This is a genomic window from Bradyrhizobium sp. NAS96.2, from assembly GCF_001908235.1.
GTDB lineage: Bacteria > Pseudomonadota > Alphaproteobacteria > Rhizobiales > Xanthobacteraceae > Bradyrhizobium.
Map to the genome: position 1 here is coordinate 1 of NZ_LGHK01000127.1, position 17,658 is coordinate 17,658.

At 66.0% G+C, this 17,658-nt stretch carries 13 protein-coding genes and 1 pseudogene; 9 read left to right on the forward strand and 5 right to left on the reverse strand.

Annotated elements, in window-relative coordinates:
• Positions 1-206: 206 nt before the first annotated feature.
• From AC628_RS25960 to AC628_RS25970, 3 genes and pseudogenes are all read right to left on the reverse strand, one after another.
• Positions 207-578 (reverse strand): response regulator transcription factor, encoded by a 372-nt coding sequence (locus tag AC628_RS25960; RefSeq protein WP_074129665.1) that lies wholly within the window; start codon positions 576-578, stop codon positions 207-209.
• Positions 575-1,442 (reverse strand): annotated as a pseudogene (locus tag AC628_RS25965) (S1C family serine protease). The gene AC628_RS25960 and the pseudogene AC628_RS25965 overlap by 4 nt, the downstream one beginning before the upstream one ends.
• Positions 1,443-1,539: 97 nt before the next feature.
• Positions 1,540-2,562 carry an AraC family transcriptional regulator gene (locus AC628_RS25970; protein WP_074129666.1) on the reverse strand — a complete coding sequence of 341 codons (1,023 nt, stop codon included), beginning with the start codon at positions 2,560-2,562 and terminating at the stop codon, positions 1,540-1,542.
• A gap of 251 nt (positions 2,563-2,813) precedes the next feature.
• On the opposite strand from AC628_RS25970, the gene AC628_RS25975 reads away from it, so the two are divergent.
• Together AC628_RS25975 and AC628_RS25980 are read left to right on the forward strand one after the other, a co-directional pair.
• Positions 2,814-3,263, forward strand: a complete 450-nt coding sequence (locus AC628_RS25975; protein ID WP_021079721.1) for a cupin domain-containing protein — start codon at positions 2,814-2,816, stop codon at positions 3,261-3,263.
• Between the two features lie 116 nt (positions 3,264-3,379).
• The gene (locus AC628_RS25980) at positions 3,380-4,873 is read left to right on the forward strand and encodes a flavin-containing monooxygenase (protein ID WP_074129667.1); all 1,494 of its coding nucleotides are present in this window, start codon (positions 3,380-3,382) and stop codon (positions 4,871-4,873) included.
• A gap of 55 nt (positions 4,874-4,928) precedes the next feature.
• Here AC628_RS25980 and AC628_RS25985 read toward each other — a convergent pair whose 3' ends face one another.
• Positions 4,929-5,654 carry an alpha/beta hydrolase gene (locus tag AC628_RS25985; RefSeq protein WP_074129668.1) on the reverse strand — a complete coding sequence of 242 codons (726 nt, stop codon included), beginning with the start codon at positions 5,652-5,654 and terminating at the stop codon, positions 4,929-4,931.
• Between the two features lie 154 nt (positions 5,655-5,808).
• On the opposite strand from AC628_RS25985, the gene AC628_RS25990 reads away from it, so the two are divergent.
• Entirely contained in the window at positions 5,809-6,789 is a 981-nt protein-coding gene (locus tag AC628_RS25990) for a helix-turn-helix domain-containing protein (protein ID WP_074129669.1), read from the forward strand.
• Between the two features lie 19 nt (positions 6,790-6,808).
• Positions 6,809-7,876, forward strand: a complete 1,068-nt coding sequence (locus AC628_RS25995; RefSeq protein WP_074129670.1) for a maleylacetate reductase — start codon at positions 6,809-6,811, stop codon at positions 7,874-7,876.
• 1 nt (position 7,877) lies between these two features.
• On the opposite strand, the gene AC628_RS26000 is transcribed toward AC628_RS25995, so the two are convergent.
• A complete protein-coding gene (locus AC628_RS26000; RefSeq protein WP_074129685.1) occupies positions 7,878-9,332 on the reverse strand; it encodes a GH1 family beta-glucosidase in 1,455 nt (484 codons plus the stop codon).
• A 241-nt stretch (positions 9,333-9,573) separates the two neighbouring features.
• Here AC628_RS26000 and AC628_RS26005 point away from each other — a divergent pair, with 241 nt between their 5' ends.
• From AC628_RS26005 to AC628_RS26025, 5 genes are all read left to right on the forward strand, one after another.
• Positions 9,574-12,240, forward strand: coding sequence for a M1 family metallopeptidase (locus AC628_RS26005; protein WP_074129671.1), 2,667 nt, complete (start codon positions 9,574-9,576; stop codon positions 12,238-12,240).
• A 78-nt stretch (positions 12,241-12,318) separates the two neighbouring features.
• On the forward strand, positions 12,319-13,971 hold the full coding sequence (locus tag AC628_RS26010) for an acetolactate synthase large subunit (RefSeq protein WP_074129672.1): 1,653 nt from the start codon (positions 12,319-12,321) through the stop codon (positions 13,969-13,971).
• A 137-nt stretch (positions 13,972-14,108) separates the two neighbouring features.
• Positions 14,109-15,749, forward strand: a complete 1,641-nt coding sequence (gene pgm / locus AC628_RS26015; protein WP_074129673.1) for a phosphoglucomutase (alpha-D-glucose-1,6-bisphosphate-dependent) — start codon at positions 14,109-14,111, stop codon at positions 15,747-15,749.
• A gap of 23 nt (positions 15,750-15,772) precedes the next feature.
• The gene (locus AC628_RS26020) at positions 15,773-16,729 is read left to right on the forward strand and encodes an NAD-dependent epimerase/dehydratase family protein (protein ID WP_074129674.1); all 957 of its coding nucleotides are present in this window, start codon (positions 15,773-15,775) and stop codon (positions 16,727-16,729) included.
• On the forward strand, positions 16,722-17,597 hold the full coding sequence (locus AC628_RS26025; protein ID WP_074129675.1) for a dihydrodipicolinate synthase family protein: 876 nt from the start codon (positions 16,722-16,724) through the stop codon (positions 17,595-17,597). Before AC628_RS26020 ends, AC628_RS26025 begins: the two co-directional genes overlap by 8 nt.
• Positions 17,598-17,658: the final 61 nt, after the last annotated feature.

Here is a 17,658-nt window from a genome sequence, read left to right on the forward strand (position 1 = left end):
ATTCTGGAATCCCAGATTCAGCGTTCGAGTCAATCTGTCGCAGCAAAATGTGTGCATGCCCTAGTGCGAAAGCAGGGACCCATAACCACGAATAGTTATCGTTGAACGACGCTGGTACGACGAGTAGTCCCTCTCACCATGTCCGCCGCGGAGTATGGATCCCTGCTTCCGCAGGGACGACGTGTGGAGAGAGCTCCGCGCACGCCTCACAAATTGATCACCCCACGCCGCGCTGCATGTGCGACGGCGTCGGTGCGGCCGGTGGCGTCGAGCTTGTCGAGCAGGGAGCCGACGTGAAATTTTGCGGTGTGGACGGAAATTCCAAGCCGCTGCGCAATCATCTTGTTGGATGCGCCCTCGGCCAGCAGCGCCAGCACGTCGAGCTCGCGCGGCGTTAGCTCGAAGTCGCCGCCGGCGGCCTCGCGGTTACGCGCGACGATCGCGGCGGCAGCCTGCTCGCCCGGCGCGGCGAGCCGCAGGCCGGCGACGCTGCCGAGCAACGTCGCCAGCCGGTCGGCGAGGAGGGGGTCGTCGATCTCGAGCGCGATGACGATGTCGGTCGCAGGCTCGCTGCTCACGTCTCGGGCCTCTCTCCGACTGTGACCTTGAAGGTCATCGGCTCGCCGCCGCGATGCACGGTCAGCTCGACGACGCTGCCGACGCTCTGCGGCCCGAGGCCGCGCGATAGCGCCCGCACGCCTGACAGCTTCTCACCGTTGACGGCAATGATCACGTCGCCCTGGCGGATGCCGGCGGCGGCCGAGGGGCCGGCCTTGTCGACATTCATCACCATTGCGCCGAGGCCGTCGTCGAGACGGACCGGCTGCAACCCGACGCCGAGATATCCGCGCGCGATGCGGCCGCTCTTCTCGAGCTGGGCTGCGACCCGCTCGATGGTCGCGGCCGGGATGGTCAGCACGCGGCGCGGGCCGAGCACCGCCATGCCGAACGGCACGCCCGCGGCATTCAGCGCCAATCCACCCTGCTGGCTGTGCCGCAGCCGGACGTCGAGCTCGATCCGCGCGTCGATCTCGCCGCCGCGCAGGCTGCGCCAGGCGGCGCCCGACCGCGAGACCACTGCCGAGCCGTGCGACCGGTGCGCCGCGGTCGGCGGCGACGATCACCGCGAGCGATCCGAGCGCCGGGATGTCGGTCGACAGCTTGATCGGCGCGACGTCGCCTTCGACGCGCAGCAGGGCGATGTCGGTGGTGTGGTCGCGTCCGGCGACGGTCGCTGGCCTGCGGCTGCCGTCGGCGAACTGGATTTCGATCTCGCCCTCGTCGGCCAGCGCTTCGTCCGCGGTGACGATCAGGCTCGTCTTCCAGACGAAGCCCGAGGCGCGCGCACGATGCGAATGCACGGAGACGACCGATGGCGCAGCGCGCGCAATGGTCTCCGACAGGACTGACGACAGCGAGGCAAGGATGTTCGGTTCGGTCATGGGAAACTCCGTTGGCTTCCCGCAATCTGGGATGTTGCGGCTGGCGGCGAAACTGGCCGGATGGGCAGGGCCAGGACGCGCCGCTCGGAACCGCCGCTCAGCTCAGCCGCTGCAGGGTCGCCTTCGGGCTCTCGCCGAACTTGGCGCGGTAGGCGCTCGCCATGCGGCTCAGATGGGTAAAGCCGAGGTTGAATGCAATATCGACGATGCGTTCGCCCGGCCGCGCCGTCTTGAGACGGGCGTTGAGCTGGGCGAGGCGGATGTCGAGCAGCATCTCGGAGACGGTAGTCCCGAAGTGGCGGCGGAAGCCGAGCTGCAGCGCACGGATGCCGGTGCCCGCGATCTCCGCAAGCTCGGCGAGATTCAGCGGCTCGGTCGCGCGCGTTTCCAGATAGGCCCGCACGCGCTTCAGCGCCGCCGGCTGGGCCTCGGTGCGGCCGTTGAACACATCGATCGCCGAGCTCAGGCTGTGCCGCTGCCCGTTGAGCAGGACGTTGAGAAACTGTTCGCGCCAATCGGCCGCTGCGACCGTGGACAACGATTTGCGCGGCCCGACCTGCTCGGCCGTCGTCACGAGTTGCTCAATCCTGGCCGAGAGCGTCTGCCCGAGCGGCCCGCTCAGTTCGACCGCCGGATCGAACTCGACCGGCCGCACCGCCACGCCGCCAAGCGCCGCGGCACGATGCTCGACCAGCTTGCGGTCGAGCAGAACGATGAGCTGGGCGCAGTCATCGCGCCAGGTCATCTCGGTTGGAATCGTCGGCGACAGCAGCGAGGCACAGTGTTGCGGCCCGGTGGTGAGCTCGCGCGCGGCGGTCCGGATCGAGGCCGAGCCGGATAGCGGCATCTGCAACAGGAAGAACCGGTCGAGGCAGCCGGGATTGATCGCGACCGATCCGCCATAGGCGACATAGTTGACCGAGAAGCCGTCGAACCCAGCGCAATTGTGGTGCGCGGAGAAATCGCGCTCAGAGTGATCGACCGGTGTCAGCCGGTGCGGACAGAAGATACGGCCGATCGCTTCGGCCGCGTCGTCGACGCGGGCCGTCGCGACGCGCGCGAAATCCTTGAGCCTTGCCGAACTTGCCCTTGCCGAAACCTCGTTGCCAACAGCAGTCACGCCGGCCGTCCGAGTTGTTTGAGGTCTAAAATATCCTGCAGCCTAGTCCATTCGCCGGCAAAGGGGAACGCCGTTTCGTCGCGCAAACTGCCCGATCGGCGCGCAGGCGGATGCGGCGACCTTGGGCAGAAAGTTGCTCCCGCATTGCAGCATGATCGCGCCGGGTGCGGATTCGTTTATCGGCTAGACAGCCCCACCGGCTGGCGACAGGCTCCGTGTCCGCAATACGCAGCAAAACTGGAGAGGCTGACATGGGCACGCTCGAAAAAGGCATTACCCGCACCGGCACCGGCTACGGCGGCAAGACCTGGAATATCCTTGGCCAGGTCTACTATCCGAAGGCGGTCACCGACTCGACCTTCGCGTTCGAGACCAACAGCGATCCCGGCCAGTTCGTGCCGGTGCACATCCATCCGACCCAGGACGAGTTCATCCTGGTGCAGGAGGGCGTGCTCGACCTCAAGCTCGACGGCGTTTGGGTGCAGGCCAAGGCCGGCGACCTCGTGCGCATGCCGCGCGGCATTCCGCACGGCTATTTCAACAAGTCGGACAAGCCGGCACGGGCGCTGTTCTGGGTATCGCCGATGCAGAAGCTCGAGGCGCTGTTCGAGAAGCTGCACAATTTGCAGGACCCCGTCGAGGTGGTGCGCATCTCCGCCGAGCACGAGGTGGACTTCCTGCCGCCGGAAGCCAACGACTAGGCCTGCAATAGAGAATACGTACGCGAGGCGGCAATCGCCGGAGCTGGCTCCGGCGATGACGGGGGGCGTGTGCGCCTCAAGGAATTGGATCTGTTCATTCATCGCGGAGCGGTTTCATGGTCAAGCAGAAGCAAGTGTGTGTGATTGGCGCCGGCATTTCCGGGCTCGCCGCCGGCAAGGCCTTTGCCGGTCGCGGTCACAAGGTGACCATCATCGAGCGCAGCGGCGATCTCGGCGGGGTCTGGGAGCCGGCGCGCTCCTATCCTGACGTGCAGACCCAAAGCCCGAAGGAGCTCTATCGCTACACCGACAAGGCGATGCCGGAGTCCTATCCGGAATGGCCGAAGGGTCCGCAGGTCCATGCATACTTGCGCGATTATGCCCGCAGCCATGGGCTCGACGGCGCGATGCGGTTCAACACCAGGGTCGAGGGCATGAAGCGCCGCGCCGACGGCAGGCCGGGCTGGACGCTCGCGCTGCGCTCGAATGATGGCGCCACCGGCCACGAGGATTTCGACTTCGTCGCCGTCTGCACCGGGCAATTCAACGAGCCGCAGTCGCTGCCGCTTCCCGGCGAGGACGGCTTCAGGGCGCAGGGCGGCCAGATCCTGCACTCGTCGCAATATGGCGACCCCGATCTCGCCAAGGGGCGCAAGGTCGTTGTGCTCGGCGGCTCCAAATCGGCAACCGACATCGCGGTGAATGCGGTCAATTCCGGCGCCAGCGAAGTTACCATCGTGTTTCGCGAGCCGGTGTGGCGGATTCCCTATTTCATCGGCGGCCTCGTCAACTTCAAACGCATCCTCTACATCCGCGCGCAGGAGCAGATGTTCGCGAGCTGGGGCATCGGGCCGATGGCGCGTCTCGCGCATGCCGTTGCAAAGCCGTTTGTCTGGGCGAACTGGCGCGGGCTCGAAAGCATGCTGAAGATGCAGCTCAAGCTGAAGCAGTGCGGCATGGTGCCGAAGGAGCGCATCGAGGACGGCGTCAACTGCTCGGTGCCGATCGCGACTCCGGGCTTCTACCCGATGGTCGCCGACGGCCGGATCAAGGCGGTGCTCGGGACCTTCGATCGGTATGACGGCAAGACCATCGTGATGCGCGGCGGCCAGCGCGTCGCGGCCGACGTCGCGGTGCTCGCGATCGGTTATAAACTCGGCGTGCCGTTCCTGCCCGAGGAGTACCAGAAGAAGCTGGTCGAGCCCGACGGGCAGTACCGGCTCTATCGGCTGATCGCCAATCCCGATCTGCCGGACATGGGCTTCGTCGGCTTCAATTCGAGCTTCTGCACCGTGCTGTGCGCCGATCTCGCCGCGAACTGGCTGGTGCGCTATGCCGACGGGCAGCTCGCGCGGCAGCCGAGCGCGGCCGAGATGCGCGACAACATCGCGATGATGCTGAACTTCAAGCGCGTCGAGCGTCCGGCCGCCGGCGTCTATGGCGGGCTGTGCGTTGCGCCCTATCACTTCAAGCATTTCGACGAGCTGCTCGCGGACATCGGCACCAAGGCGTCGCGCCGCAACCCGCTCGTCGAAAAGTTCACGCCGCCGGACGCGGACGCCTATGCGCGCTTCCTTGCGACGGCGCCGGTGTACAGCGCGGTCGCTTAACGCATGATCCGGAAAAGTGCGAAGCGGTTTTCCGAAAAGATCATGCGACTAAGAGTCAGTCGCGGCCGGCGTCGAGGAAGGCTTGCGCGAGGCGCTCCGGATTGGAGAAGCACAGCTCGTGGCTGCCTGGCACCTGGACCAGGCGGAACAGTCCGAGTTTCTCCGACAGTCGCGGATGCCAGGGCAGGCCGTGCGGCATCGCGGTGTCCTCGGTGCAGTTGACGTAGGATTTCGCGATCGGCATCTCGGCCGGATTGGTCCGCAGGACGATCTTGTCCTCGAAGGTCTTCAGCGGGTGCGGGTTGAGCTTGTCATAGGCCCGCTGTGCGGTCTCGAGATCGGCGTCGTTGATGAAGGCCTCGCGCCAGATCGGGAACGGCAGCACCACCGAGCCGTCGCCGCGCTCGGCATGGATGGCGTCGAACAGGCCGCGATAGTGCGGCGGCACCATGTCGTTGAGGCATTCGCCATTGTTCGGCACGAAGGCGTTCCAGTAGACGAGGCGGCGGATGCGATTGGCGGCGGCGTCCGCAACGCCCGTGATGACCATGCCGCCATAGCTGTGGCCGACCAGCACGATGTCATTCAGATTGTGCTCGGCGAGATAGTCCACGATCGACTGGATCGCCTCGGGGAGGCCGGAGTCCTTCCTGTCGCCGGGCCGGTTGCCCTTGATGGTCGGGGTGTGGACGACGTGGCCGGCCTTGCGGATCGTAGCCGCAACCGGCTCAAACTCGGCGCCGGTATGCCAGGCGCCGTGGACGAGAACATAGGTCGACATGTTGTACCTCCCTGCGTGGTTTGGTTAGATCGGTTGCGACGTCCGCGACGGCCCGGGATACGCACCGAGTTCAAACAGTTCCCGATGGATATTGACCCGGACCTGCGGAACGCGCTTGGCTGTAACCGAACCGGACTGGGCTCGGAGTGAACTGATGCAGCAAATCGCCGCCGCGGATCGCTCGCGCAGGCTGAGCTGGAATACCGCGGACACCAGGCCGGGCGAGCAGTTCGCCTATTATCGCGAGGCGATCTGCCAGGCCTTCATGAACCTGACGCCGGAGCCGCCGGCGACGCCGGGCTTCATCGCGCGGGTCGAGACCGTCGGGCTCGGCGACGGCGCGGTCAACCGGGTCAATTTCCCGGAGCATGTCGTGCGGCGCTCGGCTGCCGACATCGCCGCCTCCAGCCGCCGCTGCTACTACCTCAATCTCAAGCTCGCCGGCCGCTGCCGCATCCAGCAGGCGGGGCGCGAGATCAGCCTGTCGCCGGGGCAGGTCGGAATCTTCGACAGCGGGCAGCGCTTCTCGCTGCTGCACGACCGCGGCCCCGTGCTGCGGGTCGCCTCGTTCTGGGTGCCGGCCGAAGCACTGGATGAACGGCTGCCGTCGGCGCCGGAGGTGGCTCCGGCGCGGGTGGCCGATGATCCGCTCGTCGGTCATCTGATCACTGAGACGGCGCAAGTCCTGAACAATTCGGCGCTCCGCGCAACTGATACGGACAATGCCCGGCTGTTCGGCGTGCTGCTCGACCTGGTTGCGCTCAGCCTGTCGCGCAGCGGCCGCCTAGGGGTCGTCGAGAGCGCGGGCCTTGCGGATGCGACCTGGCTCGCGCTGCGCCGCGCCGTGGACCGCAGGCTGCGCGAGCCCGGGCTCGGCGTTGCCGCCATTGCGGCTGGAATCGGCATCAGCGAGCGCTATGTCCATAAACTGTTCGAGCGCGCCGGCACCACATTCGCCAGCTATTTGATGGACCGCCGCCTCGACGGCGCGGCGCGCGATCTGAAGGACCCGGCGATCGCCGGGCGCGCGATCGGCGACATTGCGTTCGACTGGGGCTTCTCCGATCTGTCGCATTTCACCCGCCGGTTCCGGCATCGGTTCGGCTGCACGCCGCGCGACTGGCGCCGCAGCTGAGCAACGTTCGGAAATGCCCATGGCACAGTCCTTCACCTATCAGGTCAGCCCGATGCGGGTCGTGTTCGGGACCGGCACGATCGCGCAGCTGGCCGACGAGCTCGACCGGCTCGGCATCAGCCGCGCGCTGGTGCTGGCGAGCCGGCGGCAGCAGGCCGAGCTCGGCGATCTCGCAGCCCTGACCGGCGGCCGCATGGCCGGGACGTTCGACGGCGCGGTCGTGCACACGCCGGTTGCGGTCACCGAACGTGCGATGCAGTTGGTCCGCGAGTTGAAGCCTGACGGCGTGGTTGCGATCGGCGCGGGCGCCGCGACCGGATTGAGCCAGGCGATCGCGTTGCGCACCGACCTGCCGCAACTGATCGTGCCGACCAGCTATGCCGGCTCCGAGATGACGCCGGTGCTCGGCGAGACCGTGGACGGCGTCAAGACCACGCAGTCATCGCCGAAGATATTGCCGGAGGCTGTGATCTACGACGTCAATCTGACGCTCTCGATGCCGGCAAGATTCTCCGCGATATCAGGCCTCAACGCGATCGCGCATGCGGCCGAGGCGCTGTATGCGCGGGACGGCAATCCCATCACCTCGTTGATGGCGGAAGAAGCGATTGCGAAGCTTGCGTCGTCGCTGCCGGAGGTGATCGCGCGGCCGCACGATCTCGATGCGCGCTCGGACGCGCTCTATGGCGCATGGCTGTGCGCGGTCTGTCTCGGTACCGTCGGCATGGCGCTGCATCACAAGCTCTGCCACACCGTCGGCGCGCTGTTCGACCTGCCGCATGCCGAGACCCATGCGGTGCTGCTGCCGCACACCATCGCCTACAACACGTCGGCGGCGCGCGATGCGATCGGCCGTGCCGCGCGGGCGCTCGGCGCATCTGGCGCGGCCGATGGCCTGTTCGATCTGTCGGCAAGGCTCGGCGCGCCGCGCTCGCTCGCCGAGATCGGCATGCCCGAGGACGGCATCGCCAAGGCGGCCGCGCTTGCTACCAAAAATCCTTACTGGAATCCGCGGCCGATCGAGGAAGGCGGCATCCGCGACCTGCTCCGGCGTGCGTGGTCCGGTGCGCGGCCGCAGGCCGGATAGCTCACACCCCGATCGCGTTGCGCGCGATCACGTCGCGATAGAACGCCGCGCTCAGTTTCGGCACCCGGGCCTGGTTCTCGAAATCCACGCGATAGAGGCCGAAGCGCTTCGCATAGCCGAAGATCCATTCGAAATTGTCCATCAGGCTCCACAGGAAATAGCCGTGGACCGGGACGCCGTCGGCGGTCGCGCGCTGCAATTGGGCGAGGTAGTTGCGCAGGAACATGATGCGGTCGAGATCGTAGATCTGCCCGTCCGGCTGCAGCTTGTCCTCGCCGGAGGTGCCGTTCTCGCTGATATAGATGCTCTTGATGTTCCAGAGCTTGGCCGCAATCCGCGGCGCCCAGTAGATCGTCTCCGGCGCGATCCGCAGCCAATCCGAATTCATATGCGGGAACGAGGCCGGCATCGGCAGCGGCTTCCACCCCGGCGCGCTGTCGGTGGCGAGGACATAGCAGTGCGGCGCGTAGATGTTCAGCCCGACGAAATCGTTGGGCTGCGCGATGATCTTCAGATCCTCCGCGGTGAATTTGGGCGCGTCGGCACCGGCATATTGCAGGAAGCCCTCGGTATACTTGCCCTCGAGCACGACACCGAGGAAGCCCGCATTGAGCTCGCGCGTCGCGATCTCGGTGGCACGGATGTTCTCCGGCGTGTTGAACGCCGGCACGCAGGCGGTGATGTTCTCGGCCGGGCCGACCCGCGTGCCGGCGCGACCCTTGGCGCGGATCGCCTGCACCGCAAGCCCATGCGCCAGCGCGACGTGGTGGCGGGCCTGGTTCACCTCGGCCGGCGGCAGCGTCAGCCCCGGCGCATCGACGCCGAGCGCATAGCCGAAGGGAAGGAAACGCCCGACCTCGTTGAGGGTGAAGATGTTCTTCACCCGGTCCGTCAGCCGCTGCGCCACATAGCCGGCGTAGTCGCCAAACGCCTTCGAGGTATCGCGCGAACGCCAGCCGCCGACGCGGTCCTGCAATGCCTGCGGCAGGTCCCAGTGATAGAGTGTGGCATAGGGCTCGATGTCGTTCGCGAGCAGTTCGTCGACCAGGCGGTTGTAGAAGTCGAGGCCCTTCGGGTTCGGTGCGCCGCTGCCGTCGGGAAAGACCCGCGGCCAGGCGATCGAGAACCGATACGCCTTGGCGCCGAGCTCCCTGATGAGGCGGACATCCTCCTTGTAGCGGTGATAATGCTCGTTGGCGCGGTCGCCGGTCGAGCCGTCCTCGATCTTGCCCGATGTGTGGGTGAATGTGTCCCAGATCGACGGGCCGCGGCCGTCCTCCTTGACCGCGCCCTCGATCTGGTAGGACGAGGTCGCGGTGCCCCAGACGAACCCGGCGGGGAAGTTCGCGCCGTCCGGCCGTGGAGCGTGGTTCGCGGCCTGTGCAGGGGCCGACAGGCCGAGCGCCGAGAGGCCTGCAAGGCCCGCAAACTGCCGGCGCGAGAACTTACCGAACATCATTGTCTCCCGTCGACGGACGCTGCGGCTGGAATGCCAGCCGCAGGTTAGCCTTCCACCCCGCGGTTGAGCAACAAGGGCCGGGAGGCCGCAGCGCGGTGGCGAACGGCGCACCAATCAATACGACCCGTTGTGATGTCAATGTCGCGGAGTTGTCAGTTTTGTGGCGACATTTTCTCTACTAGATTGCCTGCTACGTCCTTCCGCAATGACATCCGAAAATCCCTGTGAGCCGCGCACAATGAACAAGCCTGCCAGCGATGTCCGAGTTGCGTTGCTGCGTCGTCTTGCCACGGCAATCTGCTTGCTGCTGGTCACAGTCGCAGGCGCGCAGGCCGAGCAGACTTTTTCGTTCGACAACACACCCGGAAAGCTGCCGAAGACGGTTGTTCCGCTCAACTACGCGATCGAGCTGACGCCTGATTTCACCACCCTCGCGTTGCGGGGGATCGAGACCGTCAACATCGAGGTGCGCGAGGCCACCGCGCAACTGACGCTGAATGCGGTCAGCACGACTTTCGCCGAGGCCACAATCGATGATGGTGCGCAGCGCGCGGAGGTGTCGACCGACGCGACCGCGCAGACCGCGACCTTGGCCTTCGCCAAGCCGCTCGCGGCGGGCCGGCACAAGCTCCGCATCGTCTTCACGGCGCAGATCAACAAATTCGGCACCGGGTTGTTCTCGGTCGATTATCCGACCCCGGCCGGGATCAAGCGGCTGATCTCCAGCAAGCTGGAGCCGGCCGATGCGCGGCGGATCTTCCCGTGCTGGGACGAGCCGTCGTTCAAGGCGAGCTTTGCGCTGACCGTCGTGATCCCGCGCAACCTGCTCGCGGTCGGCAACATGCCCATCGCGAGCGAGGAGCCGGTCGCCGGCGATCTCAAGAAGGTTGCGTTCGCGCCGACGCCGAAGATGTCGAGCTATCTGTTCGTGCTCACGGTCGGCGAGCTCGAGCGCGTGACCGCGGATGCCGGCGGCGTCACGGTCGGCGTGGTGACGACGGCGGGCAAGAGCGGGCAGGGCCGGTTTGCGCTGGATAGCGCGGTGAAACTGCTCGGCTATTACAACGACTATTTCGGGGTGAAGTTTCCGCTGCCGAAGCTCGATTTGATTGCGGTGCCCGGCGGGTTCGGCGGGGCAATGGAGAATTGGGGCGGCATCACCTTCTTCGAAAGCCGGCTGCTGTTCGATCCCGCGACCAATGCCGAGACCGCGCGGCGCGGCATCTTCGCCATCATCGCGCACGAGATGGCGCATATGTGGTTCGGCGATCTCGTCACCATGGCATGGTGGGACAATCTCTGGCTCAACGAGGGCTTTGCCAGCTGGATGGCGACCAAGGCCTCGGAGCAGTTCTATCCGCAATGGCAGAGCTGGCTGAACGGCTATGGCGCCAAGCAGTTCGCCATGACGCTCGATGCGCGCCGCACCTCGCATCCGGTGCAGCAACCGATCGCCGATCACAGCGAGGCGGTCACGGCGTTCGATGCCATCACCTACAACAAGGGGCAGGCGCTGATCCGTATGCTCGAGACTTATCTCGGCGAGCAGGCGTTCCGCGACGGCATCCGCAAATACATGGCCGCGCATGCCTACAGCAATTCCACCACGGCCGATCTCTGGCAGGCGCTCGAGACGTCCGGCGGCAAGACGATCACCGGCGTCGCCGCCTCCTTCACCGAGCAGGACGGCGTGCCGCTGGTCGTGGCCGAGACGAGCTGCGATGGCACAGCGCAGCGCCTGACCCTGCGACAGGACCGTTTCGTGATCGCGCCGGCCAATGATCCGCCGCTGCCGGCGCACAGCTGGCAGATTCCGGTCGCGGCCGGGCCGGCGCACGGCAAGCCGTTTGACGAGATCCTGCTGAAGGGCAGCGCCGATATGCCGGCCGGCGCCTGCGGCGATGCGATCAAGGTCAATCTCGGCGACGTCGGCTATTACAGGGTGGAATACGGCCTGAAGAACCGTGCGGCGCTGCTGAACGCCTTCCCGCAAATGCAGGTTATTGACCGGCTCAATGTCGTCACCGACAGCTGGGCGCTGGTGCAGGCGGGCCGTGCCGAGCCGCCGTCCTACCTCGCGCTGCTCGACGCGCTCGATGCCGGCGATCATCGCGCGGTGTGGGACCAGGTGATCTCGACATTCGCTACGCTCAACCGCTTGTCGCGCGACCGCAGCGAGCGGCCCGTGATCCAGGCTTATGCCCGGGCCAAGCTGCGCCCGGTGTTCGACCGGATCGGATGGGATGGCAGCGGCTCGGGCGACGATGACACCGCGCTGTTGCGCGCAAGCCTGATCTCGACGCTGGGCGACCTCGGTGACGCCGCCGTGGTGGCCGAGGCGAAGCGGCGCTTCGCGGCGTTCCTGGACGACCCAAGCTCGCTGCCGACCACGCTGCGCGATGCGGTCACCCATGTTGTTGGCATCACGGCTGACCGGGCGACCTATGACCGATTGCTGGCGCTCGCGCGCAACAGCACGGCGACCAATGAACGGCTGCGCTATTATTATGCCGCGGCCAGCGCCCGCGATGCCGAGCTGGCGCGCGCGACGCTGGCGTTGACGCTGACCAGCGAACTGCCCGACACGATCGTCACAGGGATGATCAGCACGGTTGCATCCGCAGGTGAGCAGCCGCAGCTTGCGTGGGACTTCGTCCAGGCCAATTTCGACACGCTGCTGGCAAGGCAGGGGCCGAACTTCCGCGATCAGTTCGTGCCGAACTTCATGACCAATTTCACCGATGAAGCTCATGCGGCACAGCTCGCCGCCTTCGCTCCGTCGCAATCGACCACCGGCGGACGGGTGATGGTGGCGCGATCCGTGCAGGCGATCGCGATCTCGGCCGATCTCGCCGCGCGCGTGCTGCCCGCCGCCGACGCCTGGATCAGGGCGCACAAGCCGTGAGATCGCGAGGGAGTTTCCGGCGGCGCGCGATGCGGCTATGCTGCGCGGGCGGCATGCAATCAACGATGTGAGGCTGAGATGGTCAAAGGTTCCGATTTGCTGGTCGCTGCCCTCGAGAATGAGGGCGTGGAGCGGGTGTTCGGTGTCCCCGGCGAGGAGAATCTCGACGTGGTCGAGAGCCTGCGCAAATCCTCGATCAAGCTGATCGTGACCCGCCATGAGCAGGCCGCGGCGTTCATGGCGGCGACCTATGGCCGGCTGACCGGAAGACCCGGCGTCTGCATCACGACACTCGGCCCGGGCGCGCTCAATTTGACCACCGGCGCGGCCTATGCGCTGCTCGGCGCGATGCCGATGGTGATGTTGACGGGGCAGAAGGGCATCCTGAGCAGCCGGCAGGCCAAGTTCCAGATCGTCGACATCGTCAACACATTCCGTCCGCTGACCAAGCTGTCACTCCAGATCGTCAGCGGCGCGACCATCCCGACGCTGGTCCGCGACGCGTTCCGGATCGCGACACAGGAGCGGCCGGGGCCGGTGCTGCTCGAATTGCCGGAAGATATCGCAGGCGAGGAGACCGAACCGGTCGAGCTGGTGCATCCGCATCCTATCGAAATTCCAATCGCGCACGCCGCCGCGCTCGACCGCGCCGCCGACATGATTCTCAAGGCGCAGCGTCCGCTGATCATGCTGGGTGCTGCGGCATCGCGGCCGCGCTCGACCGCCGGGATCGGCGACTTCGTGCGGCGTACGAAAATTCCGTTCTTCACCACCCAGATGGGCAAGGGCACGGTGTCCGGCGGCACCAATCAATACATGGGGACCGCCGCGCTGAGCGAGCGCGACTATGTGCATGAGGCGATCGACCGGGCGGACCTGATCATCGCGATCGGGCACGATACGATCGAGAAGCCGCCCTTCATCATGGGCCCGAAGGGGCCGCAGGTGATCCATGTCAGCTACATGCCGGCGAATGTCGAGCAGGTTTATTTCCCGCAATGCGAGGTGATCGGCGACGTCGGCCCGAGTCTCGAACTGCTGGCCGATCGGGTCGAGGGCAAGTTGCCGCATGCCAGCGCGCTGCTCAGCCTGCGCGAAGGCATTTTGGCGAAGATCACCGATCGCGCCACCGAGGGCCGCTGGCCGCCGACGCCGCAGCGCATTGTGCACGATGTGCGGCAGGTCATTCCCGAGGACGGCATCGTCGCGCTCGACAACGGCATGTACAAGATCTGGTTCGCGCGCAACTACCGCACGCTGCTCGCGAACTCGCTGCTGCTCGACAACGCGCTCGCCACCATGGGCGCCGGCCTGCCGTCGGCGATGATGGCGGCAATGCTCTACCCGAAGAACCGGGTGCTCGCGGTGTGCGGCGACGGCGGCTTCATGATGAACTCGCAAGAGCTCGAGACCGCCGTCCGCCTCAAGCTCAATCTGGTGATCCTGATCCTGGAAGATTCCGCCTACGGCATGATCCGCTGGAAGCAGGCGGTCGACAACTTCCCCGATTTCGGCCTGACCTTCGGCAATCCGGATTTCGTCAAATACGCCGAAAGCTACGGCGCCAAGGGTTCGCGGATCGAGAGCACGGAGGCGATCGTGCCGATCCTGGAACGGGCCTTCTCCGGCGGCGGCGTGCATCTCGTCGTGGTGCCGATCGACTATACCGAGAACAAGCGGGTGCTGGTCGACGAGCTGCGCGAGAAAGTGCAGCAGATCGACGTCGAATAGCGGATTGCCGCTGACCGCACGGAACGAAATGCCCTCGGCTTGATTGAACGTAAGCCGCCATGGTAGCACGCCGAGCGATCAAGCCTCGGCATCACTCGTTGTGCTGATGGTCGGCGATACCAGATCTGAGAGGTCACGTGACTGCACCAAATCCTGCCGCCGGCAAACCCATCGATCCCTCAGCGCTCGCCAATGTGCCGCGGCTGGTCACGGCCTATTTCGCGGGCAAGCCCGACGCCGGCGATCCGACCCAGCGGGTCGCGTTCGGCACCTCGGGCCATCGCGGGTCGTCGCTGAAGAATTCCTTCAACGAGGACCACATCCTCGCGACAACGCAGGCGATCTGCGATTACCGCCGTGAGAAGGGGCTCACCGGGCCGCTATTCATCGGCATTGATACCCATGCGCTGGCCGAACCGGCGCTGGTCAGCGCGGTCGAAGTGTTCGCGGCCAATGGCGTCGAGATCATGATCGACGCGCAGGGCGGCTACACCCCGACGCCGGTGATCTCGCATGCGATCCTGAGCTACAACAAGGGACGCAGCACGGGCCTTGCCGACGGCGTCGTCATCACGCCGTCACACAACCCGCCGGAGGATGGCGGCTACAAATACAATCCGCCGCATGGCGGCCCGGCCGACACCGACGTCACTGCCGTGGTCGAAAAGAACGCCAACCGCTACATCGAGGCGGGCCTCAAGGGCGTCGCGCGGATGCCGTATGATCGCGCGCGCAAGGCCGCGACCACGCATCTGCACGACTACATCACGCCGTATGTCGCCGATCTCGGCAACACCGTCGATCTCGCGCTGATCAAATCCGCCGGCGTCAAGATCGGCATCGATCCGCTCGGCGGCGCGGCGGTGCATTACTGGCAGCCGATCATCGCGCGTTACGGCATCAACGCTACGATCGTCAACAATGCGGTCGATCCGACCTTCCGCTTCATGACCGCGGATTGGGACGGCAAGATCCGGATGGATTGCTCGTCGCCTTACGCGATGGCGAGCCTGATCGGGATGCGCGATCGTTTCGACGTCGCCTTTGCCAACGACACCGATGCTGATCGTCACGGCATTGTCACGCGCTCGAACGGATTGATGAACCCGAACCACTTCCTCGCCACCGCGATCGCCTATCTGTTCGCGCACCGGCCGCAATGGAGCAGGGATGCCGCGATCGGCAAGACCATCGTGTCAAGCTCGATCATCGACCGCGTGGCGAAGAAGCTGAACCGCAAGCTGGTCGAGACGCCGGTCGGCTTCAAATGGTTCGTCGACGGGCTCGGCAGCGGCGGCTTCGGCTTTGCCGGCGAGGAGAGCGCGGGTGCATCGTTCCTGAAGCGCGACGGCTCGGCGTGGACCACGGACAAGGACGGCATCATCCTCGGCCTGCTGGCGGCGGAGATTATCGCCAAGACCGGCCGCGATCCCAGCGAATTGTTCAACGAGCTGACCGCGGAGCTCGGCGTGCCCTATTACGAGCGCATCGATGTCGCGGCGACGCCGAAGCAAAAGAACGCGCTGAAGGCGCTTGGGCCGGAGCAGCTCAACATGACTGAGCTCGCCGGCGATCCCGTGCGCGCGGTCAGGACCAAGGCGCCGGGCAATGATCAGCCGTTCGGCGGCATCAAGGTCGAGAGCGAGTCCGGCTGGTTTGCCGCGCGTCCCTCCGGCACCGAGGATGTCTACAAGATCTACGCCGAAAGCTTCCGCGGGCCGGATCATCTGAAGCAGATCCAGGGTGACGCGCAGGCCGCGATCGCCAAGGTATTCTGAAGGCGCGGGGTCGGGCGGAATTCATGCGCGTCTTATTGACCGGCTCCTCCGGCTGGCTCGGCCGCTTCCTTGCGCCGCGGCTTCGACAGGCCGGCCATCACGTGACCGGCCTCGACGTCGTTCCGGGCGCGGCGACCGATGTGGTCGGCTCGGTAGCCGAGCGATCGGTGGTTGACCGCGTGTTCGGTGATCACGGCATCGAAGCCGTGATCCATGGCGGCGCGCTGCACAAGCCTGATATCGCGCGGTTCGCGCCGCAGGCCTTTGTCGACGTCAACGTATCAGGCACGCTCAATCTGCTGCAGGCGGCCGCGGCCGCCGGCCACGATCGCTTCGTGTTCACCTCGACCACCTCGCTGATGATCTCGCAGGCGATCCGCGACGAGGAGGGCCATGCCGCGGTCTGGCTCGACGAGACGAGCGGGCCGCTCGAGCCGCGCAACATCTATGGAGTGACAAAACTCGCCGCCGAGGCGCTGTGCCGGCTGTACAGCCGCGAGCATGGGCTGAATTGCGCGGTGCTGCGCACCAGCCGCTTCTTCCCCGAGGACGACGACACCATCCGCGACATCCATGGCGAGAACCTGAAGGCGACCGAGCTGCTGTACCGCCGCCTCACGGTCGAGGACGCCGCCGATGCCCATGTCGTGGCGCTGGAGAATATCCGCGGCTTCGAGGTCTTCGTGATCAGCGCGCCGCCCCCGTTTGCGCGCAGCGATGTTGCGGCCCTGAAGACGGACGCGGCCGGCGTGATCGCGGGCTATTTTCCCGACGCGCCGGCGCTGTTTGCAAAGCGCGGCTGGCGGCTGCCTCAATCGATCGGCCGGATCTATGACGCGAGCAAGGCCGAACGGCTGCTCGGTTTTCGCGCGGTAACCGACTTTGCAGTGGTGCTCGGCGCCATGCGCAGCGGCGAGCCGCTTCCCTTTGCGCACGATCCCGATTATGTCTCGCCGTCAACGAGGCTCGCAAATGGCTGACTTCCACGGCGTCTTTCCGTATCTGGTGTCCCCGGTCGATCCCGCCGGCCATGTCCGCACCGAGGTGCTGGGCCGGCTCTGTGACGATTTGATCAAGGCCGGCGTCCACGGACTGACGCCGCTCGGCTCGACCGGCGAGTTCGCCTATCTCAACAATGCGCAGCGCGTGCAGGTGGTGGCGACCACGATCGAGGCCGCCCAGGGCCGCGTGCCTGTGGTGGCGGGCGTCGCCTCGACCTCGACGGCCGATGCGGTGGCGCAGGCCAAGGCCTATCAGAAGCGGGGTGCCGCCGGCATTCTCGCGATCCTGGAGGCGTATTTTCCGCTCAGTGATGCGCAGGTCGAGGCCTATTTCCGCGCCATCGCCGACGCGGTCGATATTCCCATCGTGATCTACACCAATCCGAATTTCCAGCGCTCCGACCTCACGCTCGACGTCATCGCGCGCCTCGCGGAGCACCCGCGCATCGGCTACATCAAGGACGCCTCGACCAACACCGGCCGGCTGCTGTCGATCATGAACCGCTGCGGCGACAGCTTGAAAGTGTTCTCGGCGTCCGCCCATATTCCGGCCGCTGTCATGCTGATCGGCGGCCATGGCTGGATGGCTGGCCCGGCCTGCATCATCCCGCGCCAGAGCGTCGAGCTCTACAATCTCTGCCGCCGCGCCCGCTGGGACGAGGCGATGACCGTGCAGCGCAAGCTCTGGCGCATCAACGAGGCGTTCGCCCGCTTCAACCTCGCGGCCTGCATCAAGGCCGGCCTCGCGAGCCAGGGCTACGATGTCGGCGACCCCGTGCCGCCGCAGGCGCCGCTCACCGCCGAGCAGCGCAAGGTGGTCGAGGCCGAGTTGCGCGATCTCAGCTGAGCGCGCCGCCGGCCGCGCGGCAAAATGTCGGGCATTCCGCCTTGGTCGCGCCAGAAACCTC

Excerpts from the sequence above, each read along its gene's own strand:
- AC628_RS26005 (WP_074129671.1), top strand. The coding sequence starts at position 9,574 with ATGAACAAGCCTGCCAGCGATGTCCGAGTTGCGTTGCTGCGTCGTCTT.
- AC628_RS26020 (WP_074129674.1), top strand. The coding sequence starts at position 15,773 with ATGCGCGTCTTATTGACCGGCTCCTCCGGCTGGCTCGGCCGCTTCCTT.
- AC628_RS26010 (WP_074129672.1), top strand. The coding sequence starts at position 12,319 with ATGGTCAAAGGTTCCGATTTGCTGGTCGCTGCCCTCGAGAATGAGGGC.
- AC628_RS26000 (WP_074129685.1), bottom strand. The coding sequence starts at position 9,332 with ATGTTCGGTAAGTTCTCGCGCCGGCAGTTTGCGGGCCTTGCAGGCCTC.
- AC628_RS25985 (WP_074129668.1), bottom strand. The coding sequence starts at position 5,654 with ATGTCGACCTATGTTCTCGTCCACGGCGCCTGGCATACCGGCGCCGAG.
- AC628_RS25980 (WP_074129667.1), top strand. The coding sequence starts at position 3,380 with ATGGTCAAGCAGAAGCAAGTGTGTGTGATTGGCGCCGGCATTTCCGGG.
- AC628_RS25990 (WP_074129669.1), top strand. The coding sequence starts at position 5,809 with ATGCAGCAAATCGCCGCCGCGGATCGCTCGCGCAGGCTGAGCTGGAAT.
- AC628_RS25975 (WP_021079721.1), top strand. The coding sequence starts at position 2,814 with ATGGGCACGCTCGAAAAAGGCATTACCCGCACCGGCACCGGCTACGGC.
- AC628_RS25995 (WP_074129670.1), top strand. The coding sequence starts at position 6,809 with ATGGCACAGTCCTTCACCTATCAGGTCAGCCCGATGCGGGTCGTGTTC.
- AC628_RS26025 (WP_074129675.1), top strand. The coding sequence starts at position 16,722 with ATGGCTGACTTCCACGGCGTCTTTCCGTATCTGGTGTCCCCGGTCGAT.